At 70.1% G+C, this 20361-nt stretch carries 19 protein-coding genes; 12 read left to right on the top strand and 7 right to left on the bottom strand.

The genetic code is table 11. The annotated features are described in order from the left end of the window. Positions 1-813 carry a biotin--[acetyl-CoA-carboxylase] ligase gene (locus tag K3U93_RS05495; RefSeq protein ID WP_217808440.1) on the bottom strand — a complete coding sequence of 271 codons (813 nt, stop codon included), beginning with the start codon at positions 811-813 and terminating at the stop codon, positions 1-3. Positions 814-861: 48 nt separating this feature from the next. Here K3U93_RS05495 and K3U93_RS05490 point away from each other — a divergent pair, with 48 nt between their 5' ends. The 6 genes from K3U93_RS05490 (at position 862) to K3U93_RS05465 (ending at position 6883) form a co-directional block, all read left to right on the top strand. After that, positions 862-2502 carry an acyl-CoA carboxylase subunit beta gene (locus K3U93_RS05490; protein ID WP_083011482.1) on the top strand — a complete coding sequence of 547 codons (1641 nt, stop codon included), beginning with the start codon at positions 862-864 and terminating at the stop codon, positions 2500-2502. Further along, positions 2499-2738 (top strand): acyl-CoA carboxylase subunit epsilon, encoded by a 240-nt coding sequence (locus K3U93_RS05485; RefSeq protein ID WP_083011483.1) that lies wholly within the window; start codon positions 2499-2501, stop codon positions 2736-2738. Before K3U93_RS05490 ends, K3U93_RS05485 begins: the two co-directional genes overlap by 4 nt. Then, complete coding sequence (locus K3U93_RS05480; protein ID WP_083011484.1) at positions 2735-3385, top strand: Maf family protein; 651 nt, start codon at positions 2735-2737, stop codon at positions 3383-3385. The genes K3U93_RS05485 and K3U93_RS05480 overlap by 4 nt, the downstream gene beginning before the upstream one ends. Positions 3386-3647: 262 nt before the next feature. Beyond that, positions 3648-4538: a sulfurtransferase gene (locus K3U93_RS05475; RefSeq protein WP_083011485.1), complete on the top strand. Its 891-nt coding sequence runs from the start codon at positions 3648-3650 to the stop codon at positions 4536-4538. Continuing rightward, positions 4538-4957: a SufE family protein gene (locus tag K3U93_RS05470; RefSeq protein ID WP_083011486.1), complete on the top strand. Its 420-nt coding sequence runs from the start codon at positions 4538-4540 to the stop codon at positions 4955-4957. The genes K3U93_RS05475 and K3U93_RS05470 overlap by 1 nt, the downstream gene beginning before the upstream one ends. A 120-nt stretch (positions 4958-5077) precedes the next feature. Then, a complete protein-coding gene (locus K3U93_RS05465; protein ID WP_083011487.1) occupies positions 5078-6883 on the top strand; it encodes an acetyl/propionyl/methylcrotonyl-CoA carboxylase subunit alpha in 1806 nt (601 codons plus the stop codon). Between the two features lie 16 nt (positions 6884-6899). Here K3U93_RS05465 and K3U93_RS05460 read toward each other — a convergent pair whose 3' ends face one another. Next, entirely contained in the window at positions 6900-7688 is a 789-nt protein-coding gene (locus K3U93_RS05460; protein ID WP_083011488.1) for an RNA polymerase sigma factor SigF, read from the bottom strand. After that, a complete protein-coding gene (locus K3U93_RS05455) occupies positions 7685-8122 on the bottom strand; it encodes an ATP-binding protein (RefSeq protein ID WP_071513257.1) in 438 nt (145 codons plus the stop codon). Before K3U93_RS05455 ends, K3U93_RS05460 begins: the two co-directional genes overlap by 4 nt. Before the next feature lie 107 nt (positions 8123-8229). Between K3U93_RS05455 and K3U93_RS05450 the strand changes: the two genes are divergently transcribed. Further along, positions 8230-8367, top strand: coding sequence for a hypothetical protein (locus K3U93_RS05450; protein WP_176220033.1), 138 nt, complete (start codon positions 8230-8232; stop codon positions 8365-8367). A gap of 169 nt (positions 8368-8536) precedes the next feature. Here K3U93_RS05450 and usfY read toward each other — a convergent pair whose 3' ends face one another. From usfY to K3U93_RS05430, 4 genes are all read right to left on the bottom strand, one after another. Then, positions 8537-8848 carry a protein UsfY gene (gene usfY / locus K3U93_RS05445; RefSeq protein WP_083011489.1) on the bottom strand — a complete coding sequence of 104 codons (312 nt, stop codon included), beginning with the start codon at positions 8846-8848 and terminating at the stop codon, positions 8537-8539. A 77-nt stretch (positions 8849-8925) separates the two neighbouring features. Then, positions 8926-9309, bottom strand: a complete 384-nt coding sequence (locus K3U93_RS05440; protein WP_083011490.1) for a hypothetical protein — start codon at positions 9307-9309, stop codon at positions 8926-8928. A gap of 162 nt (positions 9310-9471) precedes the next feature. Then, entirely contained in the window at positions 9472-10827 is a 1356-nt protein-coding gene (lat, locus tag K3U93_RS05435) for an L-lysine 6-transaminase (RefSeq protein WP_083011491.1), read from the bottom strand. 52 nt (positions 10828-10879) lie between these two features. After that, a complete protein-coding gene (locus K3U93_RS05430) occupies positions 10880-11332 on the bottom strand; it encodes an Lrp/AsnC family transcriptional regulator (RefSeq protein ID WP_071513261.1) in 453 nt (150 codons plus the stop codon). A 30-nt stretch (positions 11333-11362) separates the two neighbouring features. Here K3U93_RS05430 and hglS point away from each other — a divergent pair, with 30 nt between their 5' ends. The 5 genes from hglS (at position 11363) to K3U93_RS05405 (ending at position 20357) form a co-directional block, all read left to right on the top strand. Further along, positions 11363-12598: a 2-oxoadipate dioxygenase/decarboxylase gene (gene hglS / locus K3U93_RS05425; protein ID WP_083011492.1), complete on the top strand. Its 1236-nt coding sequence runs from the start codon at positions 11363-11365 to the stop codon at positions 12596-12598. Beyond that, on the top strand, positions 12595-14109 hold the full coding sequence (gene amaB, locus K3U93_RS05420; RefSeq protein WP_083011493.1) for an L-piperidine-6-carboxylate dehydrogenase: 1515 nt from the start codon (positions 12595-12597) through the stop codon (positions 14107-14109). Before hglS ends, amaB begins: the two co-directional genes overlap by 4 nt. A gap of 118 nt (positions 14110-14227) precedes the next feature. After that, a complete protein-coding gene (locus tag K3U93_RS05415) occupies positions 14228-14923 on the top strand; it encodes a methyltransferase domain-containing protein (protein ID WP_071513264.1) in 696 nt (231 codons plus the stop codon). 188 nt (positions 14924-15111) lie between these two features. Beyond that, a complete protein-coding gene (locus K3U93_RS05410) occupies positions 15112-15774 on the top strand; it encodes a TetR/AcrR family transcriptional regulator (protein ID WP_220688584.1) in 663 nt (220 codons plus the stop codon). Positions 15775-15806: 32 nt separating this feature from the next. Next, positions 15807-20357 (top strand): ATP-dependent helicase, encoded by a 4551-nt coding sequence (locus K3U93_RS05405; RefSeq protein WP_083011494.1) that lies wholly within the window; start codon positions 15807-15809, stop codon positions 20355-20357. The last annotated feature ends 4 nt before the right edge of the window (positions 20358-20361 follow it).

Below are 20361 nucleotides of genomic sequence, written 5' to 3'. Positions count from 1 at the left end.
CTACCGCACATGCACCACGTCGCCGGCCGAAACCACGACGGTCTCGCCTTCCGTTTCCAGGCACAACCTGCCCTGGTCGTCGACGCCGCTCGCGGTCCCGACGAGTTCCCTTCCGCCGGGCAGGTGGGCGCGCACGCGGGTGCCGATCGTCAGGCTGCGCGCCCGGTAGTCGGAGGCGAGCTGCCAGTCGGCGCCGCGGGCCAGGCGCCAGGCCAGAAAGCGCCTGCCGAGCTCGCGCAGCAGACCGCGAACCAACTCGTCGCGATCGGGCGCGGCGACGCCGAGGTCGAGCAGCGAGGTGGCGCCGGGACCGTCCACCTCCTCGGGGGCCTGAGTCACGTTGAGCCCCAAGCCGATTACCACGACCGGCCGCGCGACCTCGGCCAGAATCCCGGCCAGCTTGCGGCCATCGGCCAGCACGTCGTTAGGCCACTTGAGGCCCACTTCGACCCCGGTCCCCGCAAGCAGAGGGGCCACCGCGTCGACGACGGCCACTCCGGTGGCCAGCGACAGCCAGCCCCAGCCCGTGGCCGGGACGTCGACGACGCTCACCCCCACCGACATGGTGACCTGGGCTCGCGGGCTGGCCGACCAGCCGCGGCCGTGGCGGCCGCGGCCGGCGGTCTGGTGTTCGGCGATCAGCACCGCGCCGGCGACGTCGGTCCCCGCCGCCGCCCGCGCCAGCAGGTCGGCGTTGGTGGAGCCGGTTTGTTCGACGACGTCGAGTTGGCGCCAACCGAGCCCGGTGCCGATCAGCTCGGCGCGCAGCGCGGCCGCGTCCAGCGGCGTCCTGAGCAGATCCCGGTCCATCACGGCCCAGCCTAAACGCGCCCGCACGGGCTGCCGATACCATCGAGTCCCATGACAAGCGTTACCGACCACACCGCGGAGCCGGCCGCCGAGCACACCATCGACATCCACACCACCGCGGGCAAGCTGGCCGAGCTGCACAAGCGGCGCGAAGAGTCGCTGCACCCAGTGGGTGAGGCCGCCGTCGACAAGGTGCACGCCAAGGGCAAGCTGACCGCCCGCGAGCGCATCTACGCGCTGTTGGACGACGACTCCTTCGTCGAGCTTGACGCGCTGGCCCGGCACCGCAGCACCAACTTCGGCCTGGAAAACAACCGGCCGTTGGGCGACGGGGTGGTCACCGGCTACGGCACCATCGACGGCCGCGACGTGTGCATCTTCAGCCAGGACGCCACCGTGTTCGGCGGCAGCCTCGGCGAGGTGTACGGCGAGAAGATCGTCAAGGTCCAGGAGCTGGCGATCAAGACCGGCCGCCCGCTGATCGGCATCAACGACGGCGCGGGCGCGCGCATCCAGGAGGGCGTCGTCTCGCTGGGCCTGTACAGCCGGATCTTCCGCAACAACATCCTGGCGTCGGGGGTCATCCCGCAGATCTCGCTGATCATGGGCGCCGCCGCCGGCGGGCACGTCTACTCCCCCGCGCTGACCGACTTCGTGGTGATGGTCGACCAGACCAGCCAGATGTTCATCACCGGACCCGACGTCATCAAGACCGTCACCGGCGAGGACGTCACCATGGAGGAGCTCGGCGGCGCCCACACCCACATGGCCAAGTCGGGCACGCTGCACTACGTCGCCTCCGGGGAGCAGGACGCCTTCGACTGGGTCCGCGACCTGCTGAGCTACCTGCCGCCCAACAACTTCACCGATCCCCCCCGATACCAAGCGGAGGCCCGAGCTGAGTCCATTGAAGACAACCTCACCGACGAGGACCTCGAGCTGGACACGCTGATCCCGGACTCGCCCAACCAGCCCTACGACATGCACGAGGTGATCACCCGCATCCTCGACGAGGACGAATTCCTGGAGATCCAGGCGGGTTACGCGCAGAACATCGTCGTCGGGTTCGGCCGCATCGACGGCCGGCCGGTGGGCATCGTGGCCAACCAGCCCACCCAGTTCGCCGGCTGCCTGGACATCAACGCCTCGGAGAAGGCGGCCCGGTTCGTGCGGACCTGCGACTGCTTCAACATCCCGATCGTCATGCTGGTGGACGTTCCGGGCTTCCTGCCGGGCACCGGCCAGGAATACAACGGCATCATCCGGCGCGGCGCCAAGCTGCTGTTCGCCTACGGGGAGGCCACCGTTCCCAAGATCACCGTCATCACCCGCAAGGCCTACGGCGGCGCGTACTGCGTCATGGGCTCCAAGGACATGGGCTGCGACGTCAACATCGCCTGGCCCACCGCGCAGATCGCGGTGATGGGCGCCTCCGGCGCGGTCGGCTTCGTCTACCGCAAGCAGCTGAAGGACGCGGCCGAGGCCGGCCAGGATGTCGATGCGCTGCGCTTACAGTTGCAGCAGGAGTACGAGGACACGCTGGTCAACCCGTATGTCGCGGCCGAGCGCGGGTACGTCGACGCGGTGATCCCGCCGTCGTGCACCCGCGGCTACATCGGCACGGCGCTACGGCTGCTGGAACGCAAGATCGCGCACCTGCCGCCCAAGAAGCACGGGAACATACCCCTGTGACCGACGGGAGCACCGTGAGCACCGTGACCGACGAGCCGCACATCCAGGTACTCAAGGGAAATCCGACCGACGAGGAGTTGGCCGCGCTGATCGCCGTGCTGGGCAGCGCCGGCCGTGCGCCCGAGCCCGCGCAGCCCGAGCAGACCCGCTGGGGGCTCCCGGTCGACCGGCTGCGATACGCGATCTCCAACTACCAGCGGATCACCCTGCAGGAACGCATGCACATGCGGCGATGACCCGCGTGGTGCTGGGGTCGGCCTCCCCGGGCCGCCTCAAGGTACTGCGCCAGGCCGGCATCGATCCGCTGGTCGTGGTGTCCGGCGTCGACGAGGACCTGGTCACCGCGGGTCTGGGACCGGACGCTTCGCCCGCTGACGTGGTCTGCGCCCTCGCGGCGGCCAAGGCCGAGCGGGTGGCCGGCGAGCTGGACGGCACGGTCGCGGCGGATTGCGTTGTCATCGGCTGTGATTCGATGCTCTACATCGACGACCGGCTGTGCGGCAAGCCACAATCCGTCGCCGCCGCCGTGAGCCAGTGGCGCCTGATGGGCGGCCGGTCCGGCCAGCTGCACACCGGACACTGCCTGCTGCGGCTGAGCGACGGCGCAATCACCCACCGAGAGGCCCAATCAGCCTGTACCACAGTGCATTTCGCCGCACTCGCCGACGCGGATCTGCAGGCATACGTCGCCAGCGGCGAACCGCTGAAGGTGGCGGGGGGTTTCACCCTCGACGGGCTGGGCGGCTGGTTCGTCGACGGGATCGACGGCGATCCGTCGAACGTGATCGGCGTGAGCCTGCCGCTGCTGCGGTCGATGTTGCGGCGGGTCGGGCTGTCGGTGGCCGCACTGTGGGCAGCGGCCGGGCCGGGGCTTTCGGTGTGAAGGCTCGGCGTTGCGTGTGAAGCCTGGGCATTCGGTGTGAAGCCAGGTCGTCGATTCGGCGATTTTTCCGCCGAGCGTTCACACGGAAAACCCTAAGTTCACACGCAACGCCCAGGGTTCACGCTCAAAGCCGTAGCTTCACACCCAAAGCCGTAGCTTCACACGCAAAGCCCAGGCTTCACACGCAAAGCGCCGCAACGCGTGGTGGAAGCGGCAAGCACTGACAAATCGCCGCCTTTCGGCCAGCGGTAGGCTCGGAACCGTGGCATTACCCCCCGATCCAAGCCCCACCCTGACGGAATACGCCCACCCGGAACGACTGGTCACCGCCGACTGGCTGTCCGCCAACATGGGCGCGCCCGGTCTGGCGATCGTCGAATCCGACGAGGACGTTTTGCTCTACGACATCGGCCACATCCCCGGCGCGGTCAAGATCGACTGGCACACCGACCTCAACGACCCGAGGGTCCGCGACTACATCAACGGCGAGCAGTTCGCCGACCTGATGAACCGCAAGGGCATCGCCCGCGACGACACCGTGGTGATCTACGGCGACAAGAGCAACTGGTGGGCGGCCTACGCGCTGTGGGTCTTCACGCTGTTCGGCCACCCTGACGTGCGGCTGCTCAACGGCGGGCGCGACCTGTGGCTGGCCGAAGGCCGCGAGACGACCCTGGACGTCCCGACCACGACGTCGACCGGTTACCCCGCCGTGCGGCGTAACGACGAGCCCATCCGCGCGTTCAAGGACGACGTGCTGGCCGGCCTGGGCGGCCAGCCGCTGATCGATGTGCGCTCGCCGGAGGAGTACACCGGCAAGCGCACCCACATGCCCGACTACCCCGAGGAAGGCGCGCTGCGCGCCGGCCACATCCCCACCGCCCGGTCGATACCGTGGGGCAAGGCGGTCGACGAGAGCGGTCGATTCCGCAGCCGCGAGGAGCTCGAGGACCTCTACGGGTTCCTCGAGCCGGACGACAAGACCATCGTGTATTGCCGCATCGGCGAGCGGTCCAGCCACACCTGGTTCGTGCTCACGCATTTGCTGGGCAAGCCCGGCGTGCGCAACTACGACGGATCGTGGACCGAGTGGGGCAACGCCGTGCGCGTGCCCATCGTCGCGGGCGAAAGCCCGGGGGCCATCCCCGCCTGATGAGTCTGCCTGCACCGCTGGCCGAGGTGGTGTCCGACTTCGCCGAAGTGCAGGGCCAGGACAAGCTGACGCTGCTGCTGGAGTTCGCCAATGAACTTCCCGCGCTGCCGCCCGACCTGCATGAACAGGCAATGGAGCCGGTGCCCGAGTGCCAGTCGCCGCTGTTTCTGCACGTCGACGCCCACGATCCGGACCGGGTGCGGCTGTATTTCAGCGCGCCCGCCGAGGCGCCGACCACCCGGGGGTTCGCGTCGATCCTGGCCGCCGGCCTCGACGAACAACCCGCCGCCGACATCCTGGCGGTGCCCGAGGATTTCTACACCGACCTGGGTCTGGCCGCCCTGATCAGCCCGCTGCGGCTGCGCGGCATGTCCGCGATGCTGGCCCGCATCAAGCGGCGATTGCGTGAGACGGCCTGATCGGAAACGGATTTGGGCACCGGCTATCAGCGGCCGCGGCGCGGCGCATAAACTTCCCGGACAAGACTTGTAAGAAATTCTCTTAGAGACGAAGAGACGTCCAGCCAAACAGGAGGCGCAGTGGCTAGTCACGCCAGCTCGAGGATCACTGGAATTTCCAAGGTCCTTGTCGCCAATCGCGGTGAGATCGCCGTTCGGGTGATCCGCGCGGCCCGCGACGCGGGCCTGCCCAGCGTGGCGGTGTATGCCGAGCCCGACGCCGAATCGCCGCACGTGCGGCTGGCCGACGAGGCCTTCGCCCTGGGCGGTCAGACCTCCGCGGAGTCCTACCTGGACTTCGGCAAGATCCTCGACGCGGCGGCCAAGTCCGGCGCCAACGCCATCCACCCCGGCTACGGCTTCCTGTCGGAGAACGCCGACTTCGCCCAGGCCGTCATCGACGCCGGCCTCATCTGGATCGGCCCCAGCCCGCAGTCGATCCGCGACCTCGGTGACAAGGTCACCGCCCGGCACATCGCCGCGCGCGCGCAGGCGCCGCTGGTGCCCGGCACGCCCGACCCGGTCAAGGACGCCGACGAGGTGGTGGCCTTCGCCAAGGAGTACGGCGTGCCGATCGCGATCAAGGCGGCCTTCGGGGGCGGCGGCAAGGGCATGAAGGTCGCCCGCACCATCGAGGAGATCCCGGAGCTGTACGAGTCGGCGGTCCGCGAAGCGGTGTCCGCGTTCGGCCGCGGCGAGTGCTTCGTCGAGCGCTACCTGGACAAGCCCCGCCACGTCGAGGCGCAGGTGATCGCCGACCAGCACGGCAACGTCGTCGTCGCCGGCACCCGGGACTGCTCGCTGCAGCGGCGCTTCCAGAAGCTGGTGGAAGAAGCGCCGGCACCCTTTCTTACGGACGCGCAGCGCAAGGAGATCCACGAATCGGCGAAGCGGATCTGCAAGGAGGCCCACTACTACGGCGCCGGCACCGTCGAATACCTGGTCGGCCAGGACGGCCTGATCTCCTTCCTGGAGGTCAACACCCGCCTTCAGGTCGAACACCCGGTCACCGAGGAAACCGCGGGCATCGACCTGGTGTTGCAGCAGTTCAAGATCGCCAACGGCGAGAAGCTGGACCTCACCGAGGACCCCGCGCCCCGCGGGCACGCCATCGAGTTCCGGATCAACGGCGAGGACGCGGGCCGCGGCTTCCTGCCCGCCCCCGGGCCGGTGATCAAGTTCCACCCGCCGACCGGGCCCGGGGTCCGGCTGGACTCGGGTGTGGAGACCGGCTCGGTGATCGGCGGCCAGTTCGACTCGATGCTGGCCAAGCTGATCGTGTACGGCGCCAACCGCTCCGAGGCGCTGGCGCGGGCCCGGCGCGCGCTGGGCGAATTCGAGGTCGAGGGCCTGGCCACGGTGATCCCGTTCCACCGCGCCGTCGTGTCCGACCCGGCGTTCATCGGCGACGAGGACGGTTTCTCGGTGCACACCCGCTGGATCGAGACCGAATGGAACAACACCGTCGAACCGTTCACCGGCTCGGAGCCCCTCTACGATGAAGCGGACACCCGGCCCCGCCAGAAGGTGGTCGTCGAGGTCGGCGGCCGCCGGCTCGAGGTGTCGCTGCCCGGTGACCTGGCGCTGTCCAATGGTGCCGCCGACCCGGCCGGTGTGGTGCGGAAGAAGCCCAAGCCGCGCAAGCGCGGGTCGCATGGGGGCGCGGCGGCCTCCGGGGACGCGGTGACCGCGCCCATGCAGGGCACCGTGGTCAAGGTGGCCGTCGAGGAGGGACAGGAGGTCGCCGTCGGCGACCTGGTGGTGGTCCTCGAGGCGATGAAGATGGAGAACCCGGTCACCGCGCACAAGGACGGCACCATCACCGGGCTCGCGGTCGAGGCCGGCGCCGCCATTACGCAGGGCACGGTGCTCGCCGAGATCAAGTGACGCCGGGCGGGGCCGCTTATTGCAGCTGGTCGCGCAGCCGCGCGAGCGACTTGGCCAGCAGCCGCGACACGTGCATCTGCGAGATGCCGACCCGCTCGGCGATCTGCGTTTGCGTCATCGACTCGAAAAACCTGAGCACCAACACCATTCGTTCCCGCTCGGGCAACGCCTCGAGCAACGGACGCAGCGCCTCCCGGTCCTCGATGCGGTCCAGACCGGCGTCCACGTCGCCCAACGTGTCCGCAATCGCGCGGGCGTCGTCATCTTCGCCGCCCCCACCGGTGTCGATGGACAAGGTGTTGTAGGAGCTGCCCGCCACCAGGCCCTCGACGACCTCGTCGCGTTCCATGCCGAGTTCCGCGGCGAGTTCGGTTGCGGTGGGCGCCCTTCCGAGCCGTTGCGACAGATCGGCGGTGGCGGCGCCCAGCCGCAGGTGCAGTTCCTTGAGGCGCCGCGGAACCTTGACCGACCAACTGTTGTCGCGGAAGTGACGGCGGACCTCCCCCATGATCGTGGGCACCGCGAACGACACGAAGTCCGACCCGGCTTCGACGTCGAAGCGGACCACCGCGTTCACCAAGCCGACCCGCGCCACCTGAACCAGGTCGTCGCGCGGCTCGCCGCGGCCCTCGAACCGGCGGGCGATGTGATCGGCCAGCGGCAGGCAGCGCTCGACGATCTTGTCCCGCTGCCGCTGAAATTCCGTGGAGTCGGCCGCGATGCCAGCCAACCCACGGAACATCTCCGGAATGTCGGCATATTCGTTCGGGCGCGAAGCCGAACCGCCGCCAGCTCGCGCTGTCACCTGCTGGAGGCCGCCCGTCGCGCTGTCAGCGTGATACCGAAAACACTGCCGGCCTCGTCGGGTTCGCGACCGTCGTGAAAAGTCTGGACGTCGTCGGCCAACGACGTCAGCACATGCCAGCTGAAGCTGCCGGGCGCCACCACGTCGTGCGTGTCGCACGCCGCGGAGGCCTCCACCACCAACTCGTCGTCGTGCGGGTCGACGACGACGACCAGCGTCGCGTCCGGAGTGGCCGAGCGGATCAACCGGGTGCACACCTCGTCGACCGCGAGCCGCAGGTCCGCCACGGCGTCGAAATCCAGGTCCTCGAAGGTGCCGATGGCGCCGACCAGCGTGCGCAGCATCGCCAGGTTCTCCAGCCGCGCCGCAACGTGCAGTTCGACGGCGCGGTGGCCGCGTTGACGCCTGTCGGCGCGAAATCCCGCATCGGTCATATGGTCTCCCGGCAATGTTTGACTGACACTACTATTGCGCTGCAGCCCGCCGTCGACCGTGGGTTCGGGTCGGTTATTCATGACGACCGCCGGGTATCCCGCCCGATATGGACGGGCCTGACACGAAGGCGCGGCGACTCAAGCGGGTCGCGGTGATCGCCGGGATCACGCTGGTCGTGTTGATCGTGCTCGCAGTGGGCATCTACGTCGGCGTTTTCGTGATTCTTGCGCCCATGATGGGGTGACCACGCTAACGCAACCCGTCCGGCATTCATCATGGTGTAGAGCTGATACCCACTCGGTGTGGCCAATAACCCACGGATTTGGGTCTCCGGCAAGAAATTCCGCACGCCGGCGCGGCACTCCGGGCTGGGGTGCGTGAAAGGGCTTGTTACTTCAACGTATTCGACGCGCTCAGCTGGCCGGTCGCTGCCTGCGCACTTCGGGATGTTCGGCGTACCAGCGGTCACAGAGCCTGCGTATCCGCCGGTGCTCGAGCGCCAGCCACACCAGGCCCAACACGGAAACGACGACCGCCGTCACGCCCGCGGTCATGCCCGCGTGCTGGTGCCCGGTGCCGAAGGCCGCGAGGCTTCCGCACGCTCCGATCACGCCCGCCACCACCAAGAGGTATCCGGGCCAGTGCACCACGTCGATCAGCGATTCACCGGCCAGCGGCCGCGTTGTCCGCAAATGGTCGACGGGGTCGTGATAGGTGTCTCCCATGGCTGCTCCTATCGGAGTCGCACCATCAACGGTAGATCCCGCCGAAGGCGTTTGCGAGACCTGAAGTCGGCGAAAAATCAGAAGGCCAGCACCGGGCCGGCGATCGGCCCAACGCCCAAGCCCAGCGTCACCACCATCAGCGTCAGCAAAAACCAGCCCGCGCCGTGCCATCCCCACCAGGTGCCGCGGGCCTTCCACACGCGGTAGGTGCGCAGGAACGCCCACAGCCCGCCGGCCAGCAAGATCAGCGGGCCACCGAACGCCAACACCGTCCGCTGCGGCGCGCCGCAGGCCACCGTGTCGACGCCCGTTCCCGGGCAGGTGCTGACCCACAGCGCGGCCAGAACCAAGAAGCCGACCCCCGCGGCCGCGGCCAGGACCGCAAACCGGATGGCGGCATGCACCTCACCGTCGTCCTGTCCCAAGCGGTCGCCGGGCGACCGCTCATCCGCTCTCTGCATCGTTGCCCCTCATATCACGCGCCTGGCTGCTCTTAATCCATCGTCGGACGCGTGGCGTTAGTTACCGCTGCACGCCGATTTTTTGGGCCGCCCGCGGGTGCTGGCTCTGATTGGCGATCGCATGGGGACAGATACCCACCGGCAAACCACGGTAAACCGCCTTCAGTCCCCGACCACCGCCGCCACGGCGCCCCGTACGGCACGCATCGCCGCGTCGATTTCCCCGCGGGACACGGTCAGTGCGGGGCGGAACCGGACGCCGTCCTTACCGGCGGGCAGCACGATCACCCCACGCTGCCACAGCTGGCGGATCACCTCGTCGCGATCGGCGGTGGTCGGCAGGCTGAACGCGCACATCAGGCCGCGGCCGCGGGGGTCGAGCACGACCGCGGGGAACTCCCGGGCGAGCTCGCCGAGCCGGGCGAGCAGGTAGGCGCCCTGGTCGGCGGCGCGGTCGAACAATCCGTCGGCCTCGATCACCTCCAGGATGCGCCGGGCGCGCACCATGTCGACCAGGTTGCCGCCCCACGTCGAGTTGAGCCGCGAGGCGACCGCGAAGACGTTGTCGGCGACCTCGTCGACCCGGCGACCCGCCATCACGCCGCACACCTGTGTCTTCTTGCCGAACGCCACGACGTCGGGTTGCACGCCCAATTGCTGGTAGGCCCAAGGGGTTCCGGTCAACCCGCAGCCGGTCTGCACCTCGTCGAAGATCAGCAAGGCGTCGTGCTCGTCGCACAGCTCGCGCATCGCGGCGAAGAACCGGGGCCGGAAGTGGCGGTCGCCGCCCTCGCCCTGGATGGGTTCGGCGAGGAAGCAGGCGATGTCGTGCGGGTGCGCCTCGAACGCGGCGCGGGCCTGCCGCAGCGACTCGGCTTCCAGGGCGTCCATGTCCGCTCCCGGTCGGATGTACGGCGCGTCGATGCGGGGCCAGTCGAATTTCGGGAAGCGCGCCACGGCGACCGGCTTGGTGTTGGTGAGCGACAGGGTGTAGCCGCTGCGGCCGTGGAACGCCCCGCGCAGGTGCAGCACCCGGGTGCCCAGCCCCGGGTCCCCGGGGTTCAAGCCGCGGGCCTGGTTGTGCCGGCTCTTCCAGTCGAACGCGACCTTGAGCGCGTTCTCCACCGCCAGCGCGCCGCCCTCGACGAAGAACAGGTGCGGCAGCGCCGGGTCGCCGAGCACCCGGGCAAAGGTCTCGACGAAGCCGGCCATCGCGACCGTGCACACGTCGGGGTTGCTCGGCTTGTTCAGCGCGGCCTGAACGAGCTCCGCCCGGAATTCGTCGTCGCCGGCCAGCGCCGGGTGGTTCATGCCCAGCGCCGAGGACGCGACGAAGGTGAACATGTCGAGATAGCGCCGACCGTCGCGGGCGTCGACCAGGTACGAGCCGGCCGACCGCGTCAGGTCGAGCACCAGGTCGAAACCGTCGACCAGGATGCTGCGCGAGAGCGCCTCAGGGACCCGGTCGGGTTCTGGCTGCGAACCGGCAAGCGCGAGGGAGTTCACGGCGGCAGTCATACCGTCATACTATCCTGATATTTACGGAATCATGACGGGAGCGCCGTAAATATTATGGTATGTATTGCCGATCACTGTAAAAAGTGTTGAGGATGATGGTGCTTCGGGTCTTGACGTTCGCCGTTGTCCGGATCCGCTGCAGCAGGTCCTCGAGCGCCCGCGCGGACTCCACTCGCACCAGCAGGACGTAGCTTTCTTCGCCGGCCACCGAGTGACACGACGCGATCTCCTCGATGTGTTCCAGACGGGCGGGCGCATCATCGGGTTGGGAAGGATCCAGGGGAGTGATGGCCACGAACGCCGACAGCAGGTGCCCGACCGCCTCCGGGTTGATCCGCGCGGAATACCCCGCTATCACGCCGCGGGACTCCAGCCGGCGCACCCGCGACTGGACCGCCGACACCGACAGTCCGGCGCTCGCGGCCAGCTCCGCCAGCGTGGCGCGGCCGTCGGCGACCAGTTCGCGCACCAGGATCCGGTCGACGTCGTCGAGCGTGTCGCTCATGGCCGGAGACTATCGCACCGGCGGCGCGGCATGAGCCGGGCGAAAAGGCTGGCGACCTGGCAGCTGCGCGCGCGGTTCGCCGCCGGGCTGTCGGCCATGTACGCCGGCGAGGTGCCCGCCTACGCGACGCTGGTCGAGGTGAGCGGGCGGGTCAACGCCGACCACGTGGCGCGTCGCCCGGATGCCGAGCGGTTTGGCTCGCTGGAGCGGGTCACCGCCGAGCGGCACGGCGCCATCCGGGTGGGCGGCCCGGCCGAACTGGCCGCCGTCGCCGACCTGTTCGCCGCGTTCGGCATGCGGCCGGTGGGCTACTACGACCTGCGTTCGGCCGCGTCGCCGATTCCGGTGGTGTCCACGGCCTTTCGGCCCGTCGAGGCAAACGAGTTGGCGCGCAACCCGTTTCGCGTGTTCACCTCGATGCTGGCCACTCGGGACCGCCGATTCTTCGATCCTGACCTGCGTGCCCGCGTGGAAACGTTCCTCGCGCGCCGCCAACTGTTCGACCCCGCGTTGCTGGCCCGGGCGCGACGCCTCGCCGCCGAGGGCGGCTGCGATGCCGACGAGGCCCAGGCTTTCGTCGCGGCGGCGGTGGCCGCATTCGCGCTGTCGCGCGAGCCGATCGACAAGTCCTGGTACGACGAGTTGTCGCGGGTGTCCGCGGTGGCCGCCGACATCGCCGGGGTCGGCTCCACCCACATCAACCATCTGACGCCGCGGGTCCTCGACATCGACGAGCTGTACCGGCGGATGACGCGGCGTGGCATCGCCATGATCGACGCCATCCAGGGCCCACCCCGCACCGACGGGCCCGCGGTCCTGTTGCGCCAGACCTCTTTTCGCGCGCTCGCCGAACCGCGCCTGTTTCGCGGCCGCGACGGCACCATCACCAGGGGAAGCCTGCGGGTGCGGTTCGGCGAGGTCGAGGCGCGCGGTATCGCGCTGACCCCGCGCGGGCGCGAGCGCTACGACGCCGCGATGACGGCCGCGGATCCGGCGGCGGTGTGGAGCCACTACTTTCCGTCGACCGATGAGGAGATGGCCGCCGACGGACTGGCCTATTACCGCGGCGGCGACCCGGCCGCGCCGATCGTCTACGAGGATTTCCTGCCCGCGTCGGCGGCGGGCATCTTCCGGTCCAACCTGGACTCCGACGCCCGGGCGGCCGACGGTTCCGATGACTCCGGTTACGACGTGCGGTGGCTGGCCGGCGCCATCGGCCGCGACATTCACGACCCGTACGCGCTTTACGAGGAGGCAGCCGCATGACCCACGCAGACGAGTTGCGTGCCCGGGCCCGCCACGCCCTGCGGGCAACCGGATCCGGCGTCGAGCTGGGCGAGCCCGGCGGGCACGGGCTGCCCGCCAGCACGCCGATCACCGGCGAGGTGCTCTTCACCGTCGCACCCACCACGCCCGAGCGGGCAGATCGGACGATCGCCGATGCGGCGCAGGCGTTTTCGGCATGGCGCGGCACGCCGGCCCCGGTGCGCGGCGCGCTGGTGGCCCGGCTCGGCGAGCTGCTCACCGCACACCGCGGCGACCTCGCGGCGTTGGTGACCCTCGAGGTCGGCAAGATCACCTCCGAGGCGCTGGGCGAGGTGCAGGAGATGATCGACGTCTGCCAGTTCGCCGTGGGCCTCTCGCGCCAGCTCTACGGCCGGACCATCGCCTCGGAGCGCCCCGGGCACCGGCTGCTGGAGACGTGGCATCCGCTCGGCGTGGTCGGCGTGATCACCGCGTTCAACTTCCCGGTGGCCGTGTGGGCGTGGAACGCCGCCGTGGCGCTGGTGTGCGGCGACCCGGTGGTGTGGAAACCCTCGGAGCTGACGCCGTTGACGGCCCTGGCCTGCCAGGCGCTGCTCGACCGGGCCGCCGCCGACGTCGGCGCCCCGCCGGCGGTGAGCGGGCTGGTCCTGGGCGAGCGTGACCTGGGTGAGCGGCTGGTGGACGACCCCCGGATCGCGTTGTTGTCCGCGACCGGCTCGGTGCGGATGGGCCGGGCCGTCGGTCCGCGCGTCGCCGCGCGCTTCGGGCGGGTGCTGCTGGAATTGGGCGGCAACAACGCGGCCATCGTGACGCCGTCGGCCGACCTGGACCTGGCCGTGCGCGCCATCGTGTTCGCCGCCGCGGGCACCGCCGGCCAGCGCTGCACCAGCCTGCGCCGGCTGATCGTGCACCGCTCGGTGGCCGACGAGGTGGTGGAGCGGGTGGCGGCCGCTTATGGGCGGCTGCCGATCGGCGACCCGTCGGCCCCGGGCACGCTGGTCGGCCCGCTGATCCACGAGACCGCCTACCGCGACATGGTGGGAGCGTTGGAACTGGCGCGCGCCGACGGCGGCGAGGTCGTCGGCGGCGCGCGCCACGACTACGGCCCGCCCGGCGCCTATTACGTCGCGCCCGCCGTCGTCCGCATGCCCGCGCAGACCGCCATCGTGGCCGCCGAAACGTTCGCGCCCATCCTCTACGTGCTGACCTACGACGACCTGGACGAGGCGATCGCGCTCAACAACGGTGTGCCGCAAGGGCTTTCGTCGGCCATTTTCACCACCGACCTGCGGGAGGCCGAGCGATTCCTGGACGGGTCCGACTGCGGCATCGCCAACGTCAACATCGGCACGTCCGGCGCCGAGATCGGCGGCGCGTTCGGCGGCGAGAAGCAAACCGGCGGCGGGCGGGAGTCCGGCTCGGACGCGTGGAAGGCCTACATGCGGCGCGCCACCAACACCGTCAACTATTCCAGCGAGCTGCCGCTGGCCCAGGGCGTGGAGTTCGGATGAACCGCCTTGCCGACCCGCCCGTCGCCGGTCAGACTTAGCGGGGCCTGCCTGGCCAAAGAGGCCCCAGCTTGAGGAGTACCGCAACATGGATCGAGAGCTCGGGGTGGGGGAAGGGCGAATGGATCTTTCGGTGCGCAGCGTGACGCCAGAGGTGTTGGACGACGAAAGCGTCGACATTGCCGATTATCAGCGCTGCCTGGCCGAACTTGCCGTCGTCAATCGACTCACCCTCACCCACCGCCCGTCGTTGCGCTGGCTGGCGCAGGCAACTCGAGCATTGCCCGTCGGTGAGAAATTCTCCGTGCTGGACGTCGGCTATGGCGACGGCGATTTGTTGCGGGCCATTGCGCGCTGGGCGGATCGGCGCGGGCTGAAGGCACAATTATCGGGCATCGACCTCAATCCCCGAAGCGCCGTCGTCGCGCGCGGCGTGACGCCGCCGGAAATGGACATCGACTACCGAACGGGCAACGTATTTTCCTACACCCCGGACGAGCCGCTGGATTTCATCGTCAGCTCGCAGGTCGCGCACCACCTCAGCGACGAGGATGTTGTCGATTTCCTGACCTGGCTCGAGACGAATTCCGTGTACGGCTGGCACATTGCGGATCTTCATCGCCATTCGTTGGCGTATTACGGCTTCCCCATTCTGTCCCGCCTGATGGGTTGGCACCCCATCGTGCGCTCCGACGGCATGATATCGATCGCCCGGAGCTTCCGGCGTGAAGATTGGCAAGGCTATCTGGACAAAGCCGGTTTGAAGGCGGAAATTTCCTGGTATGCGTTCCGGTTCTGCGTGCGCCGGATCAAATGACAAAGGCTCGCGAGCGTAACGTGGCCGCGCTTTTCGGCGTCGGGATTCGCGGTGGCGTTACGCTCGCGGCGGCCGGCCGGGCCGGGCAATCGGGTGTGGCCCGGCCCTAGCCCATCCCGACCGGCCCAAATCGGTTCCATTAGCGCAGTCCGGATTGCCAGGCGGCCTTCGTGAGTACTATCTGACACATGCCAACGGCTAGGGGGCGGCTGTCCCCGGAGGACCGCCGAGCTGAGCTGCTTGCTCTGGGGGCGGAGGTTTTCGGGAAGCGGCCCTACGACGAGGTCCGCATCGACGAGATCGCCGAGCGGGCCGGAGTGTCCCGCGCCCTGATGTATCACTACTTCCCCGATAAACGGGCGTTCTTCGCCGCGGTGGTGCAAGACGAGGCCGACCGGCTCTACGAGGCCACCAACCAGCTCCGCCCCGCCGGCCTGACGATGTTCGAGGAGATCAAGACCGGTGTGCTGGCCTATATGGCCTACCAACAACATCATCCGGAGTCGGCGTGGGCTGCCTATGTTGGCCTGGGCCGGTCCGACCCGGTGCTGCTCGGCGTCAGCGACGAAGCCAAGAACCGCCAGATGGAACACATCATGGGCCGGGTCGCCGAACTGGTGAGCGCGGTGCCCGGGCAAACCCTGGAACCCGACATCGAGCGGCACCTGCGCGTGATTCTGCACGGTTGGCTCGCGCTCACCTTCGAGATCTGCCGCCAGCGGATCATGGACCCCACGACCGACGCCGAGGAGCTCGCCGACGCCTGTGCGCACGCCCTGCTGGATGCCATTGCGCGGATCCCGAAGATTCCGGAGGGGCTGGCCGAGGCGATGGCCACCGCGCGACTGTGAACTCTGTCGACGTTCCTTGGCACCATGGTTAGGTGAGCAACCCTGACCCGTTAGGCCGGTTCAGCGCAATCACCCGTGAATGGTTCAACAGCACCTTCGCGGCACCGACCACCGCGCAGGCGGAGGCCTGGGACGCCATCGCCGACGGCCACAACACGCTGGTGATCGCGCCGACGGGCTCCGGTAAGACGCTGGCCGCGTTCCTGTGGGCGCTGGATAGCCTCGCCGGCGCCGCCGACCGGCCGTCGGGCACCCGGGTGCTGTACGTGTCCCCACTCAAGGCGCTCGCCGTCGACGTCGAGCGCAACCTGCGCACCCCGCTGGCCGGGCTCACCAGGATCGCCGAGCGCCGCGGTCTGCCGGCGCCCGACATCAGCGTCGGGGTCCGCTCGGGTGACACCCCGCCCGCGCAACGCCGCCAGCTCCTCGCCCGGCCCCCCGACGTGCTGATCACCACGCCGGAGTCGCTGTTTTTGATGCTCACCTCCGCGGCGCGCGAAACCCTGGCCGGCGTGCAGACGGTGATCGTCGACGAGATCCACGCCATCGCCGGCGGCAAGCGCGGCGCCCACCTGGCGCTGTCGCTGGAGCGCCTCCAGGATTTGTCACAAGCGCTGCGCGACGGGCCGCCCGCGCAGCGCATCGGGCTGTCGGCCACCGTGCGCCCGCCCGAGGAGCTGGCGCGGTTCCTGTCCGGCGGAGGCCCGACGACTCGGACAACCATAGTGGCCCCGCCGTCGGCCAAGACGGTGGAGCTCGCCGTGCAGGTGCCGGTGCCCGACATGGCCAACCTGGCGGACAACACCATCTGGCCCGACGTCGAGGCGCGCCTGGTCGACCTGATCGAATCGCACGGTTCGACCATCGTGTTCGCCAACTCGCGGCGGCTGGCCGAACGACTCACCGCCCGGCTCAACGAGATTCACGCCGAACGCTGTGGTCTCGAGCTGACCCCGGAGCCCAACCCGCGGGTGGCCGGCGGGGCGCCGGCGCACATCATGGGCAGCGGCCAGACCTGGGGCGCCGACGCGGTACTGGCCCGCGCCCACCACGGCTCGGTCAGCAAGGAGCAGCGCGCCCTGGTCGAAGAAGACCTCAAACGCGGGCTGCTCAAGGCGGTGGTGGCGACGTCGAGCCTGGAACTGGGCATCGACATGGGCGCGGTCGACCTGGTGATCCAGGTGGAGGCGCCGCCGTCGGTGGCCAGCGGCCTACAGCGCATCGGGCGGGCCGGGCACCAGGTCGGCGAGGTCTCGCGGGGGGTGCTGTTTCCCAAGCACCGCACCGACCTGATCGGTTGTGCGGTGAGCGTGCAGCGCATGCTGGCCGGTCAGATCGAGACGATGCGGGTGCCCGCCAACCCGCTCGACATCCTGGCCCAGCAGACCGTGGCGGCGGCCGCGCTGGAGCCCCTCGATGCCGATAAGTGGTTCGACACGGTGCGCCGGGCCGCCCCGTTCGCGACCCTGCCGCGCAGCGTGTACGAGGCCACCCTGGACCTGCTGTCCGGAAAATATCCGTCCACCGAGTTCGCCGAGCTGCGGCCGCGGCTGGTGTACGACCGCGACACGGGAACCCTGACCGCGCGGCCCGGTGCGCAGCGCCTCGCCGTCACCTCCGGCGGCGCCATCCCCGACCGGGGGCTGTTCACCGTCTGGCTGGCCACCGAAAAGCCTTCGCGGGTGGGCGAACTCGACGAGGAGATGGTCTACGAGTCGCGTCCCGGCGACGTGATCTCGCTGGGGGCCACCAGCTGGCGGATCACCGAGATCACCCACGACCGGGTGCTGGTGGTTCCGGCGCCGGGCCAGCCGGCCCGGTTGCCGTTTTGGCGCGCCGACGGCGTCGGCCGCCCGGCCGAGCTCGGTGCCGCGCTGGGCGCGTTCACCGGAGAGCTGGCCGGCCTGGACCGCGACGCGTTCGGGAAGCGCTGCGCCGGTTTGGGTTTCGACGACTATGCGACCGATAACCTGTGGGGGCTGCTGGACGAGCAGCGGGCCGCCGCCGGGGTGGTGCCCACCGACACCACCCTGCTGGTCGAGCGGTTCCGCGACGAGCTGGGCGACTGGCGGGTGATCCTGCACTCGCCGTACGGGCTGCGGGTGCACGGGCCGCTCGCGCTGGCCGTGGGCCGGCGGCTGCTGGAACGCTACGGCATCGACGAGAAGCCCACCGCCTCCGACGACGGCATCGTGGTGCGCCTGCCCGACACCCCGTCCGACAGCGGAGACGCCCCGCCGGGCGCGGAGTTGTTCGTCTTCGACGCCGACGAGATCGACCCGATCGTCACCGCGGAGGTGGGCGGCTCGGCGCTGTTCGCGTCGCGGTTCCGGGAGTGCGCGGCCCGCGCGCTGCTGCTGCCCCGCCGGCATCCCGGCCGCCGCTCGCCGCTGTGGCACCAGCGCCAGCGCGCGGCCCAATTGCTGGACGTGGCCCGCAAATACCCCGACTTCCCGATCGTGCTGGAGACCGTCCGCGAATGCCTGCAGGACGTCTACGACGTGCCCGCGCTGGTCGGGTTGATGGCCGGCATCGCCGCGCGCCGGGTGCGGGTGGCCGAGACCGAGACCGCGAAGCCGTCGCCGTTCGCGGCGTCGCTGTTGTTCGGTTACGTCGGTGCGTTCGTGTACGAGGGCGACACCCCGCTGGCCGAGCGCCGCGCCGCGGCGCTCTCGCTGGACGCCACGCTGTTGGCCGAGCTGCTCGGCCGGGTCGAGCTGCGCGAGCTGCTCGATCCGGACGTCATCGCCGCGACCGGCCTTCAGCTGCAACACCTTTCGGATGACCGGGCCGCCCGCGACGCCGAGGGCGTCGCGGACCTGCTGCGGCTCCTGGGGCCGCTGACCGAAGAGGAAGTGGCCGCCCGGGCCGACGGTGCCGGCATCGCCGGCTGGCTGGAAGGCTTGCGCGCCGCCAGGCGCGCGCTGACGGTGTCGTTCGCCGGCCGCGGCTGGTGGGTGGCAATCGAGGACATCGGCCGGCTGCGCGACGGGGTCGGGACGGCGGTCCCGCTGGGCGTGCCGGCCGCGTTCACCGAGGCGGTGGCCGACCCGCTCGGCGAGCTGCTGGGCCGCTACGCGCGCACGCACACCCCGTTCACCACCGCCGAAGCCGCCGCCCGGTTCGGCCTGGGGCTGCGGGTGACGGCCGACGTGCTGGGCCGGCTCGCGAGTGACGGCCGGCTGGTGCGCGGCGACTTCGTCGCCGCCGGCGAGGGGGCCGGGGGCGAGCAGTGGTGCGACGCCGACGTGCTGCGCATTCTGCGGCGGCGGTCGCTGGCGGCACTGCGCGCCCAGGTGGAGCCGGTGAGCACCGCCGCCTACGGGCGGTTCCTGCCGGCCTGGCACGGCATGTCGTCGGGCCACTCGGGCCTGGACGGGCTGGTGTCGGTGATCGATCAGCTGGCCGGTGTTCGGATGCCGGCCTCGGCGATCGAACCGCTGGTGCTGGCCCCCCGGGTCCGTGACTACTCCCCCGCGATGCTCGACGAACTGCTCGCGACGGGCGAGGTCACCTGGTCGGGTGCCGGCGCGATCTCCGGTAGCGACGGCTGGATCGCGCTGCATCTCGCCGACACCGCCCCCCTGACGCTGATCGCACCCGCCGAGGTCGACCTCACCGGCGCGCACCGCGCGATCCTGGACGCGCTGGCCGGGGGCGGCGGGTACTTCTTCCGCCAGCTCGCCCAGACCGGGCTCCCCGACGCCGAGCTCAAAACCGCGCTGTGGGAACTGATCTGGGCCGGCCGGGTCACCGGCGACACGTTCGCGCCGATCCGCGCCGTGCTCGGCGGCGCGGGGACCCGCGGGCGCTCGGCGCCCGCGCACCGGGCGCATCGCGCACCGCGGCTGAGCCGATACAGCGTCGCGCACGCCCAGCGCGCCGCCGATCCGGCCGTGGCCGGCCGGTGGTCGGCTTTGCCGGCCCCCGAGCCGGATTCCACGCTGCGGGCGCACTATCAGGCCGAGCTGTTGTTGAACCGTCACGGCGTGCTGACCCGGGGCGCGGTGAGCGCCGAGGGTGTGCCGGGCGGCTTCGCGACGCTATATAAGGTGCTGAGCGGCTTCGAGGAGGCCGGCCGGTGCCAGCGCGGATATTTCGTGGAGTCGTTGGGCGGCGCCCAATTCGCCGTCGCGTCCACCGTCGATCGGCTGCGCAGCCATGCCGACGGGATCGACCCAGAGCGGCCGGACTACCGGACGGTCGTGCTGGCCGCCGCCGACCCGGCCAACCCCTACGGTGCCGCGCTGGCCTGGCCCGCCGCGCGCGCGGAGGGCGCCGGGGCACGGCCGGGGCGCAAGGCGGGCGCGCTCGTCGTGCTGGTGGACGGCGAGCTGGTCTGGTTCCTGGAGCGCGGCGGACGGTCGCTGCTGACCTTCACCGACGATCCCGCGGCCGACCGCGCGGCGGCCACGGCGCTGGCCGACCTGGTCGCCGCCCGGCGGGTCGCGTCGATCCTGGTCGAACGCGTCGACGGGGTGCCGGCATTGCAGCCGCGCGCAGGCGGGCCGGAGGCGGCGGCGCTGACCGGGCTCATGGAAGCCGGATTCGTTCGCACCCCACGCGGAATGCGGCTGCGGTAAACCG

Source organism: Mycobacterium malmoense (assembly GCF_019645855.1).
Taxonomy (GTDB): domain Bacteria; phylum Actinomycetota; class Actinomycetes; order Mycobacteriales; family Mycobacteriaceae; genus Mycobacterium; species Mycobacterium malmoense.
The sequence above is the reverse complement of the archived record's forward strand: the minus strand, read 5'-3'. Positions and strand labels throughout refer to the sequence as shown.